The sequence below is a fragment of the Streptomyces odontomachi genome, assembly GCF_024435355.1.
GTDB lineage: Bacteria > Actinomycetota > Actinomycetes > Streptomycetales > Streptomycetaceae > Streptomyces > Streptomyces odontomachi.
On record NZ_JAMJWG010000056.1, the window covers coordinates 1 to 15810 of the forward strand.

General features: G+C 69.8%; 15 protein-coding genes. 11 read left to right on the forward strand and 4 right to left on the reverse strand.

The window, feature by feature from the left end; all coding sequences use genetic code 11:
- Positions 1-297 precede the first annotated feature (297 nt).
- Complete coding sequence (locus tag NQO67_RS43050) at positions 298-741, reverse strand: hypothetical protein (RefSeq protein WP_255956111.1); 444 nt, start codon at positions 739-741, stop codon at positions 298-300.
- A 511-nt stretch (positions 742-1252) separates the two neighbouring features.
- Here NQO67_RS43050 and NQO67_RS43055 point away from each other — a divergent pair.
- From NQO67_RS43055 to NQO67_RS43085, 7 genes are all read left to right on the forward strand, one after another.
- The gene (locus NQO67_RS43055; RefSeq protein ID WP_255956112.1) at positions 1253-1603 is read left to right on the forward strand and encodes an ArsR/SmtB family transcription factor; all 351 of its coding nucleotides are present in this window, start codon (positions 1253-1255) and stop codon (positions 1601-1603) included.
- Positions 1604-1828: 225 nt separating this feature from the next.
- Positions 1829-2311 carry an NADH-quinone oxidoreductase subunit B family protein gene (locus tag NQO67_RS43060; RefSeq protein ID WP_255956113.1) on the forward strand — a complete coding sequence of 161 codons (483 nt, stop codon included), beginning with the start codon at positions 1829-1831 and terminating at the stop codon, positions 2309-2311.
- A 143-nt stretch (positions 2312-2454) separates the two neighbouring features.
- Positions 2455-4344: a proton-conducting transporter transmembrane domain-containing protein gene (locus NQO67_RS43065; protein ID WP_255956114.1), complete on the forward strand. Its 1890-nt coding sequence runs from the start codon at positions 2455-2457 to the stop codon at positions 4342-4344.
- Complete coding sequence (locus tag NQO67_RS43070) at positions 4341-5297, forward strand: respiratory chain complex I subunit 1 family protein (RefSeq protein WP_255956115.1); 957 nt, start codon at positions 4341-4343, stop codon at positions 5295-5297. Before NQO67_RS43065 ends, NQO67_RS43070 begins: the two co-directional genes overlap by 4 nt.
- Positions 5294-5995, forward strand: a complete 702-nt coding sequence (locus NQO67_RS43075) for a hypothetical protein (RefSeq protein WP_255956116.1) — start codon at positions 5294-5296, stop codon at positions 5993-5995. The genes NQO67_RS43070 and NQO67_RS43075 overlap by 4 nt, the downstream gene beginning before the upstream one ends.
- Positions 5995-7620, forward strand: a complete 1626-nt coding sequence (locus tag NQO67_RS43080; protein ID WP_255956117.1) for a proton-conducting transporter transmembrane domain-containing protein — start codon at positions 5995-5997, stop codon at positions 7618-7620. Before NQO67_RS43075 ends, NQO67_RS43080 begins: the two co-directional genes overlap by 1 nt.
- Before the next feature lie 3 nt (positions 7621-7623).
- Positions 7624-9102 carry a hydrogenase large subunit gene (locus NQO67_RS43085; RefSeq protein WP_255956118.1) on the forward strand — a complete coding sequence of 493 codons (1479 nt, stop codon included), beginning with the start codon at positions 7624-7626 and terminating at the stop codon, positions 9100-9102.
- A gap of 203 nt (positions 9103-9305) precedes the next feature.
- Here the strand turns inward: NQO67_RS43085 and NQO67_RS43090 are convergent, their stop codons facing one another.
- Both NQO67_RS43090 and NQO67_RS43095 read right to left on the reverse strand, forming a co-directional pair.
- Positions 9306-9512, reverse strand: a complete 207-nt coding sequence (locus NQO67_RS43090; protein ID WP_255956119.1) for a hypothetical protein — start codon at positions 9510-9512, stop codon at positions 9306-9308.
- Between the two features lie 105 nt (positions 9513-9617).
- Positions 9618-10487, reverse strand: a complete 870-nt coding sequence (locus NQO67_RS43095; RefSeq protein ID WP_255956120.1) for a recombinase family protein — start codon at positions 10485-10487, stop codon at positions 9618-9620.
- Between the two features lie 283 nt (positions 10488-10770).
- On the opposite strand from NQO67_RS43095, the gene NQO67_RS43100 reads away from it, so the two are divergent.
- The 4 genes from NQO67_RS43100 (at position 10771) to NQO67_RS43115 (ending at position 14657) form a co-directional block, all read left to right on the forward strand.
- Positions 10771-11607, forward strand: a complete 837-nt coding sequence (locus NQO67_RS43100) for an alpha/beta hydrolase family protein (protein WP_305126983.1) — start codon at positions 10771-10773, stop codon at positions 11605-11607.
- Positions 11608-11815: 208 nt separating this feature from the next.
- On the forward strand, positions 11816-12658 hold the full coding sequence (locus tag NQO67_RS43105; RefSeq protein ID WP_255956121.1) for a CPBP family intramembrane glutamic endopeptidase: 843 nt from the start codon (positions 11816-11818) through the stop codon (positions 12656-12658).
- Positions 12655-13980, forward strand: coding sequence for a sensor histidine kinase (locus tag NQO67_RS43110; protein ID WP_255956123.1), 1326 nt, complete (start codon positions 12655-12657; stop codon positions 13978-13980). The genes NQO67_RS43105 and NQO67_RS43110 overlap by 4 nt, the downstream gene beginning before the upstream one ends.
- The gene (locus NQO67_RS43115) at positions 13977-14657 is read left to right on the forward strand and encodes a response regulator (protein ID WP_161243327.1); all 681 of its coding nucleotides are present in this window, start codon (positions 13977-13979) and stop codon (positions 14655-14657) included. Before NQO67_RS43110 ends, NQO67_RS43115 begins: the two co-directional genes overlap by 4 nt.
- Before the next feature lie 212 nt (positions 14658-14869).
- On the opposite strand, the gene NQO67_RS43120 is transcribed toward NQO67_RS43115, so the two are convergent.
- Positions 14870-15802 carry an IS481 family transposase gene (locus tag NQO67_RS43120; protein WP_374119310.1) on the reverse strand — a complete coding sequence of 311 codons (933 nt, stop codon included), beginning with the start codon at positions 15800-15802 and terminating at the stop codon, positions 14870-14872.
- Positions 15803-15810: the final 8 nt, after the last annotated feature.

Consider the following 15810-nt stretch of genomic DNA (forward strand, 5'->3'; position numbering starts at 1 on the left):
ACGGCACGGCGAGCCGCCGGAGGGTCGCCACGAGTGGCGGACAGCAGACCGGCCGGGCGCGGACCATGCGGGAGAATGACCGTCCCGTACGGGGGCGACGGTGCAAATGCCCTCCTCCGTAGCGATGGCCATGTCCGCGGCAATGCCTGCCGCGGCCGGCTGACGGCCGCCAGGCGCCCGGACCGATAGCGTGCGGGAGGTCGGCGGTGTCCTTGTAGGCGGCTTTCGCGACGGCCGCCTCGGTGGACAGCGGGCCCGCGCTCTGGACGTGCAGATCGGGGATAAGGGCGCCGGCGCTCAGCAGGTCCTCCAGCGCGGGGCGCAGGCTGCCGTCCGGCATCGCTCACCCGCCGCGATCACGGTCAACGGATGCCGGGAGGTGCCGTAGCCGCGGGTGGTGAGCCAGCTGCCGATCGCGGGGATGTTGCGCAGACAGGCGGCGACCACCGCACCCGCGGCGGTGCTACAGCGGCGATGGCCGCTCCGCTTGGGGACGCCAGCACCAGGCGCGCGACGAACGGGGCGGTGCGCAGATGGGCCCGAGAGAGACGGCGGCGGCCTTCTCCGTCCGGCCTGCTCGGCCGGGGCGGCGGGGCCCTCCAGTAGCCAGAACGGGAGAGTCCGGATGCCCTGCTGGACGGCGACGTTCACCGCCGTGGTGAAAGACAGCACGCCCACGACGACCAGACAGGCGGCCTCCGGTGGGGAGGCCTCCCCCCCCCAGCTCTCGGCTTCGCTCAAGCCGGGGACCCCCATCGGCAAGCCCCTCCACTCGAAGCGGATTCCGCGGCCGGACTGGACGGCCGAGTCATCTACGCCCCACCTTCCTCGCGGATTCGTGTGCCGTGCGCGGGTCAGCTCCGGCGCCGTCCGGCGCGGACGCGGTGGGCCGACCGCCGAAGAACAGCCGCATCATGTGGGAGTGCCCGCACCTGAGGCAGGTGTCATCTGGCTGACGACGGCGGGCCGGCACTTGAGGCGGCGTACGGGGCACTTGTACCAGGCGACGCTCGCGCCGCGCAGCGGAATGAGTTTCACACACTCTGCCTCACGTAAGGTATGGACTTGCTAATCTTAGCAATTACTGAGATCTTCGCCGATGGCTTCGGGCGGCTCGGTTCTCGTGCGCGGATTCGGCGTGACCGTTGCCGCACGTGAGGATGGGGCCCATGTGTTTCACGAGTAGGTGGATGCGATGCGCCGAGGGCTTGCCGGTGCGACCGTGCTGCTGTGGCGGGGAGGCGACGACGCGATGAGTACGCCGCTGTACCAACTGAAGGCTGAGTTCTTCAAGACACTGGGCCACCCCGCGCGGATTCGGGTGCTGGAACTGCTGAGCGAGCGCGAGCACGCGGTGGCGGAGATGCTGCCCATGGTGGGGATCGAGCCGGCGCACCTGTCGCAGCAGCTTGCGGTGCTGCGGCGGGCGAACCTGGTGGTGACCCGCAAGGGGGGCTCGACCGTGTACTACTCGCTGACCAGCCCGCATATCGCCGAGCTGCTCGGGGTCGCTCGCACCATCCTGTCCGGCGTGCTCGCCGGGCAGGCCGAACTGCTGGCGGACCTGCAGGCTGCCCAGGCGGAGGCGAATCCGTCGTCGTAGCGATGGCCCTCAACCGGTGGCCGTCTCCCAGGAGTTGACAGCGCTCCGCGGTGCGGGAGGCGGCCACCTTCGCCCCACGGATCCCGGTCCATGGGGTACGTCCTCCCTTGAGTAAATCATTGCAAACTTGGCAAAAAGTGGAAAAGTTATGTAACTCCTACTTCGGGGCGGCTCGTTAGCCACCTGCGGAGGCACGTTCTCACCAGCGACGTGAGAGGGGCGGTCATGAGTCTGCTGGGCAAGATCTGGGACATCGGGCGGGTGGCTGAGCCCTCCCCGCCAAAGCCGGACGGTGAACAGCCGCGTGCAGCCAAGGAGTTCGGCGGTTCGGTGCAGGTGCGGTGCGTTGACGCCGGTTCCTGCAACGGCTGCGAGATCGAGATCGCCGCGGCTTTCAATCCGGTGTATGACGCCGAGCGGTACGGCGCCCGGCTGGTGGCCTCGCCCCGGCACGCGGACGTTGCTCTGGTGACCGGCCCGGTGACGCGGAACATGGCCGAGCCGCTGCGCCGTACGGTCGCCGCGATGCCCGAGCCGCGGCTGGTAGTCGCGGTCGGTGACTGTGCCGTCAACTGCGGGGAATTCGCAGGAGGTTACGGCGTCGAGGGCGCTGTTTCCGATGTCGTACCGGTGGATCTGGCGGTGCCCGGATGCCCGCCGGAGCCGGGCGAGATCGTGGCGGCGCTGAGGAGAGTGACTGGACGGTGAGCCTGATTCCGGCCGCCCTCGTGACGGCCAGCGCGTTGGGCGTGGCGGGTGTGCCAGCCGGACTGGTCCTGTCGCAGCGGGTGCGCGGCTGGGTAGTGGGTGGGTTGTCGGCGGGTGTGGGGGTCGCCGGTGGTACGGCGGGTGTGGCTGCACTGAGCGGAAGCCGCTGGAGCGCGTCGGTACCCGGACTGCTCCCGCTGGCGGGCGCGCACTTCCACGTGGATGCCCTGTCCGGAGTGTTCATCGCGGTGGCCGGGGCCGTGGTGGCGGCGGTGGCGGTCTACGGCGTCGGATATGTGGCCGGGCACGGCGCGCACGGGCTCGGCTCGCGGGGCGCCCAGGCTGCGTTCCCGCTGTTCGCGCTGAGCCTGCTGTTGGTGCCCGCGGCGGCCTCGGTGTCGACGTTCCTGCTGGTCTGGGAGCTGATGGCGCTCACGTCGCTGCTTCTCGTCCTAGCCGAGCACCGCGCTCGGCGCGCGGTACGGGAGGCGGCGGTCTGGTACGCGGTGATGACCCACTTGGGCCTCGTCCTGCTCCTGGCGGGCCTGTCCGTGTACGCCGCCCAGGCCGGGGGAGAGACGTTCGCCGCTCTGCGGACCGGCACCGCGGGGATGTCGCCGACCGCGCGCGGGCTTGTGTTTGTGTTGACGGCGGTGGCCTTCACGTCCAAGGCGGGCCTGGTGCCGCTGCACGCGTGGCTGCCGCGTGCGCATCCCGAGGCGCCCAGCGCGGTCTCGGCGTTGATGAGCGCGGCCATGGTCAACCTCGGTGTCTACGGTCTCGTACGCGTCGGACTCGACCTGCTCGGCGGGGGACCGGCGTGGTGGTGGCTGTTGGTGATGGCCATGGGCGGACTGTCGGCGGTGTACGGCATCCTGCAGGCGGCGATGGCCTCCGACCTCAAGCGGCTGTTGGCGTACTCGACCAGCGAGAACATGGGTCTGGCAGTCCTCGGTGTGGGCGCGGCCGGATTGTTCGCCCACGCCGGTGACAGGGCGCTGGCCGGCCTTGCGTTGGCGTCCGGGCTGCTGCACGTGGTCAACCATGCGGCATTCAAGGCCCTGTTGTTCGGGGCGGCGGGCTCGGTGCTGCGGGCCACCGGGGTGCGCAACCTGGATCTGCTGGGTGGGCTGCGCGCCCGGATGCCTATCACGGCAGGGCTGTTCGCCCTCGGCGCGCTGGGCGCGGTGGTGCTGCCGCCCGGCAACGGATTCATCAGCGAATGGCTGCTGCTGCAGTCGATGATCCACGGACTCGCCGTGCCCGGGGTGACCACGGCGATCGTGCTGCCGCTCGCGGTGGCCGTGATCGCGTTGTCGGCGGGCCTCGCGGCGGCGGTCTTCGTCAAGGCGCTCGGCGTGGGCAGCTTCGCCCGGCCACGCGGCGAAGGAGCCGCCGCGGCCAAGGAATCGCCCGTGCTGATGTTGGCCGGGATGGGGCTGCTCGCGGCCCTGTGTGCGGCGCTGGCCCTGGTGCCGGGCCTGCTGGGCGATGGTCTTGACCGCGCGGTCGCGACGGTCGGGTTCGCGAAGACGCAGCCGGTGTCTGGTGGCGGGCTGCGTGTGCGTCTCGACGAGGTGTCCGCCGTGCTTTCCCCGCTGTGGGTGGTGGCTGCTCTAACGGTCGCGCTGGGCGCTGTCATGGCGACGGTGCAGCGGACGGCGCGGCGCCGCCAGCGGCGTACACAGGCGAGGCTGTGGGATTGCGGGGGAGGTGCACCGACTCCGCGCATGGCATATACGGCCACCTCGTTCGCCGAGCCGCTACAGCGGGTCTTCGACGACGTCCTCGCTCCGGAACAGGACGTGGACGTCACGCCGGTGCGTGAGTCGGCGTATCTCGTGGAGCGGGTGCAGTTCCGCAACCGGGTGCCTGACCGCATCGAGCACCGTCTGTACCGGCCGGTGCTCGAATTCCTCGCTGCGGCCGGGCAGTCGGCGCGGCGCCTGGCGGGTGGCAGTGTGCACGCCTATCTCGGCTACGGCTTCCTCGGTCTTGTTGCCCTGCTTCTGGTGTTGGTGGTGGGCTGGTGAACACGGTCGGATACACGGCGATCGTGCTTCAGGTGGGCACGGTGGTGGCCGGAGCGCCTCTGCTGACCGGACTGATGCGGCAGACCCGGGCTCGGCTGGAGGGCCGGGCCGGAGCCGGGGTGTTCCAGCCGTGGCGGGATGTACGCAAGCTGCTGCGCAAGGAGCCGATCACCCCGGTTGGTACGGGGCCCGCTTTCCGGTGGGCGCCGCTGCTGCTGGTCGCGACCTCGCTGGTGCTGGCCGTGCTGGTGCCGTTGATCTCCACCAACACGCCGGTGCGGGGGCAGGCGGACCTGATCGTGGTGGTGGCGCTGCTGGCGCTGGGCACGCTGGCGTTGGCCCTCGCGGGTCTGGACACCGGTACTGCGTTCGGCGGCATGGGGGCCTCCCGGGAGATGACCATCGCGGCGCTCGTCGAGCCGACCATCCTGATGGCGGTGTTCGCGTTGTCGATACCGGCCGGGTCGACCAACCTGCCGGTCATCGTCGCCGGGGCAGCGGACCAGCCCGCCCGGCTGGCTTCCCCGGCTGGGCTGTTGGCGATCGCCGCGCTCGCCGTGGCGGTGCTGGCCGAGAGCGGCCGACTGCCGGTGGACAACCCCTCCACCCACCTCGAGTTGACCATGGTCCACGAGGCCATGGTCCTCGAATACGCCGGAGGGGACCTGGCGCTGGTCGAGTTCGGCGCGCAGTTGCGGCTGACCGTGCTGCTGGGGCTGCTCGCCTCACTGTTCGCCCCGTGGGGTATCGCCACCACCGCCTCGGTCACGGCCGTACTGTTGGCCTTGCTGCTGCTGGTACTCAAGGTGATGGTCCTCGGCGTGGCGCTGGCGGCTGCTGAGGTGTTCTGGGCCAAGCTGCGGCTGTTCCGCGTGCCCGAACTCCTCGCGGGGTCCTTCCTGTTGGCGCTGCTTGCGGTGACGGCCTCGTACTTCCTGGGCGGTGAGCGATGAGCGAAAGCCTGTTCACGCAGTTGCTCGATCTGGCCTGCGGGGCGTTCCTGCTGGCCGCCGTGGTGGTGCTGTGGCGGCGCGAACTCGCGATGATCGTACGGTTGTTCGCTTTGCAGGGACTCGCGCTCGCCACGATCGCCCTGCTGCTCGGGCTGCACGAGGACCGGTGGGGCCTGATCGTGGTGGCCATGGGGATCGGTGCCCTGCGGGCCGGTCTGTTGCCGTACCTGATCCGCCGTGCCCTGAGAGCGTTCGTCGCGCAGCGGGACGGCGAGGACGGCGGGCTCGGCGGGAGCGAGGAGGCACGCGAGACCCAGCCGCTGGTCAACGTCGCCGTGTCCCTGCTCACCGCCGCCGCGCTGACCCTGCTCGCCTACGCCGTCGCCAACCCTCTCGTCGAGCTCGATTCGACCCCGGCCACCCGTGCCTTGCCGGTCGGCGTGGCCGTCGTGCTGATCGGCTTCTTCGTACTGGTCACCAGGCGTCGCGCGCTGGCCCAGGTGGTCGGGTTCCTGCTGCTGGACAACGGCATCACCGCGACCGCGTTCCTGGCCGCCTCAGGGGTGCCGCTCATCGTCGAACTCGGCGTCTCCTTCGACGTGCTGCTCGCCGTCCTGGTCCTTCAGGTGCTCACCTTGCGGGTGCGGGAGGCGTTCGGCACCACCGACATCGACGACCTGCGGGAGCTGCACGACTGATGACCTCTGCCACGACCGCGCTCCTGCTCACCGCGCCCGTCGCCGTACCGCTGGCGGTGTCCGCCGCGTACGCGCTGAGCGCGTTCGTCAGGCATGAAGTACCTCATCCACACATGGTGGAGAAACCACGGCCTGCCAAGAAGGCCGTCGCTGTGGGCGTGGCTACGGGCCCCTCGTACACGGGGAAAGCAACAGATGCCGGGGAGCCGCCTGTCGAGTCCCCGGCACCGAGACACCACCTCGCCGAATGGGCCGGACTCGTCTCCCCGGCGGTGATTCTTGGCTGTGCGGCGCTGCTGGCCGGTGAGTGCGTCGACGGCGGGTCGGTGTCCGCGTACTCCGGGCTGCTGCGTGCCGACGCCCTGACGGCCTGGATGTTGCTGGTTGTCGGCGCCGTCGCCTTCGTCGCCTGTGCTTCGGCGCCCGCCCATCTGGCGGAGGAGAGGGCCGCCGGGAGCGCGACGGCCTGGACCGAGTGGCGCTACCACGTCCTGGTCCAGGCGTTCCTGGGCGCCATGTGCCTGGCCGTGGTGACCGCGAACCTGGGCGTGCTGTGGGTGACGATCGAGGCGACCACCGTCGTCACGGCATTCCTCGTCGGCCACCGCCGCACCCGTACCTCCGTCGAGGCCGCGTGGAAGTACGTGGTGATCTGCTCGGCCGGGATCGCGCTGGCCTTCCTCGGCACTGTGCTGATCTACTACGCCGCCCGCCAGGCCGGCATCGCGGAAGCGTGGGCGCTGGATTGGCCCACCCTGCTCGCCCGCGCCGACCGTCTCGACCCGGCGGTCACCCGGCTCGGCATCACCCTCGTCGTCCTCGGCTACGGCGCCAAGGCAGGTCTGGTGCCGCTGCACGCCTGGCTGCCCGACGCCCACAGCCAGGCCCCTGCCCCGGTCTCGGCGCTGATGTCCGGGGTGCTGCTGTCCGTCGCCTTCGCCGCGATCCTGCGCTACCGCGTCATCGCGGATGCCGCCCTCGGCATCGACTTCACTCGCATCCTGCTCGCCGGCATCGCGCTGCTCACCCTTGCCCTCGCCGCCGGCCTGCTGCTGGCCCAGCGAGACTTCAAGCGCATGCTGGCCTACTCCAGCATGGAGCATATGAGCCTGGTCGCCCTGGCCGCAGCGATCGGCAGCCCGCTCGCCCTGGCCGCCGCGCTGCTGCACATCGCCGGGCACGGACTGGCCAAGGCCACCGCGTTCTGCGCGTCGGGGCAGATCCTGTATCTGCGCGGTACGTCAAAGATCGGCCGGGTGCGCGGACTGCTCGCCCGATCACCGTGGCTGGGCGCGCTGTTCGGACTCGCGGTCGTGGCACTGCTGGGCTTTCCGCCGTTCAGCCTCTTCGCCTCCGAACTGGGCATCGCTCGCGCCGGATTCGCCGCCGGGACCGGCCTGGGGTGGGTGATGGCCGCTGCCCTGCTGCTGGTCCTGACCGCCTTCGCCGCGCTGGCCACCCGTACGACCCGGATGCTGCTCGGCACCGGGGAGCCGACCGGTGAACATCCGTCTGCCCTGTGGCCCCTCACCCTGGGCCTGGTGACCTGCGCCGCCCTCGGTATCGCCGCCGGCCCACTGGGCGACCTGCTCTCCCAGGCCGCCATCGTCCTGGAAAGGCCGTGACCGATGCGCACTGTGCACGACGTTCACACTGCCGAACTCCCCAACCGGGCCGAGGCACTGCTGCGCGAGGGGCACCGCCTGGCCCTGGTCGCCGCCCACCACGACGCGGACGCCGTACGGATCGTGTATCTCTTCGTCTCCGGGCCGCCCAACACCCGCACCGAGCTCCACGTGCACCTCGACCCGGCCCGGCCCGAGGTGCCCAGCCTGGCCCATCTCTCCTTCCCCGCCGGCCGTTTCGAACGCGAGATGCATGACCTGCACGGCATCGTGCCCCTCGACCACCCGCTGCCCCGGCGCCTGGTGCGCCACTTCCACTGGCCGCGCGGCTGGTATCCGATGCACCCCGACGCCGGCGACCCGCCCGCCTTCAGCGAGCAGGAAGGGCCCTACCCTTTCCTAGAAGTCACGGGCGACGGCGTCTACGAGATCCCCGTCGGGCCGGTACACGCCGGACTGATCGAACCCGGCCACTTCCGCTTCTCCGTCGTCGGCGAGACCATCCTCAAACTGAAGGCACGCCTCTGGTTCGTGCACAAGGGCATTGAGAAGCTCTTCCAGGGCCGCTCGGTGGCGGCCGGACTCCCGCTGGCCGAACGCATCAGTGGCGACACCGCCGTCGGCCACGCCCTCGCCTACTGCCTGGCCGTCGAGGAGGCCACCGGTACGGCCGTCCCCGAACAGGCCCAGTGCGCCCGGGCCCTGCTGCTCGAACTCGAACGCCTCCACAACCACGTCGCCGACCTCGGCATGCTCTGCAACGACGTCGGACACGGCATCCTCAACGCCCACGCCCAGCGCGTGCGCGAACAACTCCTGCGCCTCAACCACGCGGTGACCGGACACCGACTGCTGCGCGGCGGGGTGGTCCCCGGCGGCAGCACCCTGCGCGCCCTGCCCAGCCCTGCCCAGATGAAGGTCATCGGCGACGACATCCGCGAGATCGCGCGGCTGGCGCTGGGCCACTCCACCGTCCACGACCGCTTCACCGACACCGCGATCCTCGGTGCCGAGGCCGCCCGCGACATCGGCTGCCTGGGCTACGTCGCCCGCGCCAGCGGCCTGGCCCAGGACGCCCGGATCGCTCACCCCTTCACCCCGCACGGGCAACCGGGCCGCGTCCCTGTGCACACCAGTGGCGACGTCCTGGCCCGCTTCCTGGTCCGCGCCGAGGAAATCGACGCCTCCCTCGAACTCATCCGTCAGTTGAGCGACTGCGTCGCCACCGGCGCAGTCCTCCGCCCTCTGCCCCCTGCCGCGGCAGGCACCCGCAGCGGCAGCGGGATCGTCGAGGGCTGGCGCGGCACCATCACCACCCGCGTCGAACTTGCCACCGACGGCACCCTGACCCGGGTCAAGCCAGTCGAGCCCTCTTTCTTCAACTGGCCCGCCCTTCCAGTGGCGTTGGCGGACACGATCGTCCCGGACTTCCCGCTCACCAACAAGAGCTTCAATCTCTCCTACGCGGGCAACGACCTCTGAGCATCCCCCCCGTCCTCGTGCTGCAGCGCACTGCGCTGGGTGCCCTCGAAGGAGTGCCGGCCTTCTCCGCCATCCGGCCAGGACGCCGGGTTCGCAGTCGAGTGGCACAGTCACAGACGGTGCAGGCCCAGGTCCTCCAAGGTCCATCGGCTCAGGCGTATGGTCGCCTCGGCAACGACGCTGCCGCGTGCCGCCGGCAGGACTCAGTAGACGATCTTGGCGCTGCCGTCATCGAGATCGACGTCCCCCACCCGATCAGGCCCGGAACTGCGCCATCTTCCGGCCCGGGCGATAGCCCAGATCGCCGCCTGCTCGGCCTGCCACCGCCGGCGCATGAGCTCGATCCTCTGGCGTGCGTCTTGACTCCACGACCAGACGGTCCATCTGCCGCCGACCACGACCTCATCCATGCCCGGGTAGCCGGTCAGCACTCCGGCCGGCCGGGCCGCATGCGGATCGGCGAGGTAGGCCCTGAAGTCCTAGCTCAGACACCAGCCGCAAACTAAGCTGGATGATCACGTGCTCGCCGCTGTGGCAGCCTGTTCGTCGTGTTCGCGCAGCATCCGCATGACGGTGGCAGGTGAGGGGTGCTGGCCCTTTTTCGCGCCGGTGGTGATGACGAGGCGCTTGGCGATGTCGCGCAGGCTCATCTCCTGGTCGCGCAGGTGGAGTGCCATGGACAGCATGTCGTCGTCTGTGACCCCGGCGCCGCCGATGGTCTTGCCGCGCTTCCGCGCGCTCTCGTGGCCTTCGAGGGTGCGGTCGCGGATGTACTCGCGCTCCATGCCGGACATGGCGGCGAGCACGTTGAACACGATGCCGGACGGGTCGTGCGAGCCCTTCAGCTCTCCGGTGAGGAACTCCAGCCCAACGTCGCTCGCCTTCAGCTCCTCGGCGAGCATGGCAAGTTCGATGCCGCGTCCGAGCCGCTTGTGCTCGTGTACGACGAGGGTGACGCGCACGCCGGAGGATCGGATCTCCCCGGCGAGCTTCACGGCGGCCTCCAGCTCGGGGCGCCGGGTGGCGCGTGTGGAGATCTTCTCCGAGAAGACTCGGGTCACCCCGGCCTCGGCGAGCGAGTCGAGCTGTGCGTCGAGGGACTGCCGGGCGGTCGAGGCGCGGGCGTAGCCGAGGCGGACGTGTCCGACCGGTTCGGCGCCGGCGCGCACGGGCCGGGGCAGCTCGGTCCACGCCGACCCCGGCTTGCGTACGGCGGGGGTCGGCACGCTCAGCACCTTGGCGAGTTGGGGCACGAGGCGGAAGCGGGCGGTGTGGTACTGGATCGCTACCTTACCCTTGCCGGTCCGGCACGGGGACCCCGCGGGGGCGGCGCAGGTGGACATCGGGCAGTCGTGCGATTCCACGCGCTTGAAGTCGTCGCTCACAACCCTGGACTGTTTCACGAGGGTGTTTCAGACCTCCAGCCGTCTGCAACAACTCATGAAACATGATCGCCACAGGTGGACGGCCGCGCGGCCGGGTGTTTCACGAGCGACCACTCATGAAACAGGCCGGATGCTTTCGGCTGGTCACCGGGCTCGCTCGTTCGGGAGTCCGGAGAAGCCTGACGGGTACTGCTGCGCGAACTCCTGTGCCGTCAGTGCCTCCCTCACTTCCACCAGCCGCTCGATCGCTGTCTGAAACCATGCCGCCGTCGGGCCGCGCGAACTGCGCACACACCTCTTCCTGCCGTCCTGGCACAAGGCCGGTGATGCCCGACTGCTGGTACTGGTCGCCCCCTACGGCGGCCCCGCAATGCAGAAGGTGATGGCCGAACAGACCTCTCACACCCTCGTCTCGCAGTGGTTCGCCGAACAGGGCTTCGCGGTGCTGGTGACGGACGGCGCCGGCACGCCCGGACGCGGGCCACGCTGGGAGAAGGAGATCTGCGGCGACCTGATCGGCCCGACCCTGGACGACCAGGTCGCCGTGCTGCATGCGACCGCCGAGCGCCACCCGGAGCTGGATCTCGACCGGGTCGGCATCCGCGGCTGGTCGTTCAGCGGGACGCTGGCCGCCGCCGCGGTGCTGCGCCGACCCGACACCTTCCACGCCGCAGTGGCCGGCGCCCCGCTCGCCGACCAGCATCTCTACGACGCCTGCTGGAAAGAACGCTTCCTCGGTCTGCCCGACCAATATCCGGAGCACTATGAGCTGTCTTCGCTTCTTGCCGACGCTCCAAAGCTCAGCCGCCCGCTGCTGCTGATGCACGGACTGGCGGACGACAACGTCTTCGTGGCCAATACGCTGCAACTCTCCAGCGCTCTGGTGGCCGCAGGCAAGCCGCACGAGGTGGTGCCGCTAAGCGGGATGACACATGCCGCACCTACCAACGACACGTTCGCCCGGCTACTGGGGCACCAACTGGAATTCCTCCAGCGGCACCTGGTCGGCCGCCCCGCCACGGTGCCCTGCCGGGCCCGATACTCCCGAAGCTACGGGCAGGTGCCAACTGGCACCTGCCCCACGACCATCCTGGCTGCCATCACTCTGTGTATTCGCTAGGCGGGGGACACCCCCAACAGCAAGGCCCGGTTGGGGCCTCTTCTGGGTGACGTCCCGCCCCCTGTCCCCCGTGCGAGCTACAAGCGGGTGTCCACTGCACGGTGACGATTCCCCAACATCGAATCCGTAGTGTTCGAATCACCGCGGAACGCCGGGCCGCGGACCGGAGAAGGAACCGGAGTCGGAACCGGCAAAGGGAGTCCACGTCATGAAAGCCTGGAAGGTAGTCCTGCAGGTAGTCGTCGTCTTCGCGGTCTACGCGGTGTGCGGCGGCCTCACCAACGGGGTGAAGGACAACCCCTGGCTCTCGCTCCTGATGGGCGCCCTCACCGTGGTCGTGATGACCTTCGTCTACCGGTGGGCCGTGCGGCGCACCGAGAACCGCGAGGTGACGGAACTGCGGGGGAAGGAAGCGACGAGGGCGACCTTCTGGGGCCTGGTCTTCGGCACGCTGATGTTCCTCTGCGTCATCGGCAACATTTACTTCCTCGGTGACTACAAGGTCCACGGCATCGACTCGGTGAGCGGGGCCATCGGGCTGGTCGGCTTCATGGCGGCCGCCGCCTCGACGGAGGAGATCATCTTCCGCGGACTGCTTTTCCGGCTGCTGGAACGCGGCACGGGCACGTACATCGCCCTGGTACTGTCCGGCCTCGTGTTCGGCGCCATGCACCTCCTCAACGACGACGCCACCGTCGCCGGCGCCCTGGCCATCGCCATCGAGGCCGGCGCCATGCTCGCCGCCGGTTACGCCGCCACCCGCAACCTGTGGCTGCCGATGGGCGTGCACTTCGCCTGGAACTTCATGGAGTCCGGCGTCTTCAGCACCCAGGTCTCGGGCAACGGCGACACCCACGGTCTGCTGGACGCCACCCTGTCGGGCAACCATCTGATCACAGGCGGCGAGTTCGGTCCCGAGGCGAGCATCTACTCGGTGGTCTTCGGCACGCTGCTGACGGTCTGCTTCCTGGTCGTGGCCCACCGCCGCGGCAACATCGTCCCCCGGCGCCGCGCCGAGCGCGTCGACACCCTCGCGGCGCTCGCCCGATGACGGAACAGCGATCCGCCGGTTCGCCGGAGCACTGGACGGACGGAGCCGGACACCGCGAGAGCGGTGCCGGGCACCGGCCGACCGGGCTCCGGCTCCGGCCGTTGGTGAACCGGGCCCGCCTGGACGGCATCCGACACCGTCTGGACAGCACCCGGAAGCGGCTCGGTGGAGTCTGGTACCGGCTGGACGTCGTCGTCCGGGACCTTCCCTTCGGGCTCCTCCTCCTGATCGGTTCCTTCCTCCCGGCGCTCCGCAGCAACGGAACGGTCATCGGGGGTGTCCCCGACCGTCCGCACGACGCGGTGGCCGTCGTGGTGATCCTCCTCGAGACCCTGCCCCTCGCGGTGCGCCGACGGTGGCCGGCCCTCTCCCTGGCCCTGGTGTCCGGCGGGTTCGCCGTCGACCAGCTCCTCGGCTACCACACCTTCGCGGCCACCGCGATGGGCGTCGTGCTGGTGAGCACCGGCTCGCACCTGGAACGGCACCGCCGGAGCTTCGTGGCCGGCCTCACCGTGGCGTACGTGGCGCTGTCGGTGGGCCTCTCCCACCTCGGCACGGGCGAGACCGCCACGGAGTTCACGACCTTCTACATGGCGCTGGGCCTGGCCTGGGGCGCCGGAAGCTGGCTGCGCACCACCCGGCAGGCGGAGGCCGAACGTCGCAAGCGGGTCGCGGTGGAGACACGGAACGCCGAACGCACCCGGATAGCGGCGGAGTTGCACGACGTCGTGACCCACCACGTGACGGCGATGGTGGTGCAGGCGGAGGCTGCCCGCTATCTGACCGCCGCGCCCGAGCGGCTGGAGCAGTCCCTGAGCGCCGTCTCCGACACCGGGCGCCGGGCGATCACCGATCTGCGGCACCTGCTGGACCTGCTCAACCCCGATCACGGCACCAGGAACGGCGGCGATGCCGCGGCCGAGCCGAGGACACCGGCCGTCGGCCGCGTCCTGACCCTCGTGGAGCAGACCCGCCGGGCGGGCCAGCCGGTGGAGTTCACCGAGGAGGGCGCCCCGCCGGAGTCCACCGGCAGTTCCGACCTCGTGGCCTACCGGGTGGTGCAGGAAGCACTCACCAACGCCCTCAAGTACGCTCACGGCAGCCGCACTTCGGTCACCGTGCGGCACGGCGAGAGGGAGATCACCGTGGAGGTCAGCACGGACGGCACCGGCTCACGGGCCGCCGCCGTCGGTGGCAGCGGACGGGGGCTGGCCGGTCTGCGCGAGCGGGTCGACGTGCTCGGCGGGGACTTCAGCGCGGGCGCCGTCGCGGGCGGCGGCTTCGTCGTCCGGGCGCGGATACCGGCCAAGGGCCGCTCGTGAACACACCTCCGCCGTCCGGGTCCGCGCCGACCCGGGTGCTCGTCTGCGACGACCAGGCGCTGATCCGCATGGGCCTGGTCACCATCATCGACGCCCAGCCCGACATGGAGGTGGTGGGCGAGTGCGGTGACGGCCGGAAAGGAGTCGACCTCGCCCGCGAGCTCGACCCGGACGTCGTGGTCATGGACATCCGCATGCCGGTCCTCGACGGCCTCGAAGCCACCCGCCTGCTGGCGGGGGCCGGGGTCGCCCACCCCGTCAAGGTCCTCGTGGTCACCACGTTCAACCTCGACGAGTACGTCTACGAGGCGCTGCGCGCCGGAGCGAGCGGCTTCCTCCTCAAGGACGCCCCGCCCGACCACCTACTGCACGGCATCCGCACGGTCGCCATGGGCGCGGCACTCCTCGACCCCGAGGTCACCCGCCAGCTCGTCGGCCGGTACGCGACCCGCATCCGCCCCACCGACGGCGCCCCCGAGGACATTCCGCTCACCCCCCGCGAGCTGGAGGTGCTGCGGCTGATCGCGGACGGCCTGTCCAACAGCGAGATCGCCGCCGCCCTCGTCATCAGCCAGGAGACGGTGAAGACGTTCGTCTCCCGCATACTCACCAAGCTGAACCTGCGCGACCGCGTCCAGGCGGTCGTCTACGCGTTCCGTCACGGCCTGGCGAGCTGAGCCCCCACGGGCCTGGACGGACGGGGGCCAGGGTCTTTCGTCCAGATCAGGCCGGATCAGGGAGCGGAGTCTGGTGCCGTGCATCGCAAGGCGGAGGAGGGCGGCAGGGCGGAGCCCTGACAACCGACGACAACGCGGCGAGGCGCGGTGCCAGACTCCGCGAGCCCGGCATGATCCGAACGAGAAGCCCTAGTTGTGCACCTGACGGACGCCTATGACAGTGGATTCTGGGCTTTCTGTCGTAGGCGTTCGTATGGGGTCTGGCCGGCGAGGGCGCCGTGGGGGCGATGGTAGTTGTAGTAGTCCTCCCACTCCTGCAGTTTGCTGTTGAAGAGGTTGACGTCGTCGATGACCTGGCCTTCCAGCAACCGGTAGAACTCTTCTGAGTCGATGCGGTGGGACCGCTCGACCTTGCCGTTCAACCGCGGGGTCCGGGGCTTGATGCGGATGTGGCCTATGCCTTTGTCCAGTAGGTGCCAGTGGAAGGTCTGGCCGAACTCTTGGCCGTTGTCGGTCTGGACCTGCTCGACTGCGAAGGGGAGCTTGGACAGGACGTAGTCGACGAACTGGATGGCGGTCTTCTGGTCATTGCGGGGGTAGGCGCGCAGCACTCGAAGCCGGGTGCAGTCGTCGATGGCGGTGTACTGGTAGTAGCGCTTCTTGCGGCCACTTTGACCGAGCGGTTCGATGAATTTGACGTCGACCTGCAGCTGATGGCCGGGGCGCTGCTTTTCGTAGCGCTTCCAGCGTGTGGAGCGGCGCTTGTAGCGCTGTGAAGCAGGTAGACGGTTCAGGCCGACCTTCTTCAGGATCCGCCAGACGCCGGAGGTGCTGATCGCCACGTCGTGGTAGCGCTGCAGATACATGGCGATCTTCGCCGGGCCGAAGTGGTACTGCCGACGCAGCCAAAGGATCTTCTCGACCACATCGGTCGTCGTGGCGGACGGAGTGTAGTGCGGAGCGCTGGAGCGGTCCCTGAGTCCATCCAGGCCCTCGGCATCGTAGCGCCGGCGCCAGATGTAGAAGCAGTTGCGGCTGATGCCGTAGTAGCGACAAGTCGCCGCAACGCTGCCGCTCACCTCCTCCGCGTGGCGCAGCACCGCAAGCCGATGCTGGGCACGTCGTGCAAGCTCGCGTTCAATCATGTGGATCT

Coding starts and splice junctions, on each gene's coding strand:
- NQO67_RS43055 (WP_255956112.1), top strand. CDS start 1,253: ATGAGTACGCCGCTGTACCAACTGAAGGCTGAGTTCTTCAAGACACTG.
- NQO67_RS43060 (WP_255956113.1), top strand. CDS start 1,829: ATGAGTCTGCTGGGCAAGATCTGGGACATCGGGCGGGTGGCTGAGCCC.
- NQO67_RS43075 (WP_255956116.1), top strand. CDS start 5,294: ATGAGCGAAAGCCTGTTCACGCAGTTGCTCGATCTGGCCTGCGGGGCG.
- NQO67_RS43080 (WP_255956117.1), top strand. CDS start 5,995: ATGACCTCTGCCACGACCGCGCTCCTGCTCACCGCGCCCGTCGCCGTA.
- NQO67_RS43085 (WP_255956118.1), top strand. CDS start 7,624: ATGCGCACTGTGCACGACGTTCACACTGCCGAACTCCCCAACCGGGCC.
- NQO67_RS43090 (WP_255956119.1), bottom strand. CDS start 9,512: ATGGATGAGGTCGTGGTCGGCGGCAGATGGACCGTCTGGTCGTGGAGT.
- NQO67_RS43105 (WP_255956121.1), top strand. CDS start 11,816: ATGAAAGCCTGGAAGGTAGTCCTGCAGGTAGTCGTCGTCTTCGCGGTC.
- NQO67_RS43110 (WP_255956123.1), top strand. CDS start 12,655: ATGACGGAACAGCGATCCGCCGGTTCGCCGGAGCACTGGACGGACGGA.
- NQO67_RS43120 (WP_374119310.1), bottom strand. CDS start 15,802: ATGATTGAACGCGAGCTTGCACGACGTGCCCAGCATCGGCTTGCGGTG.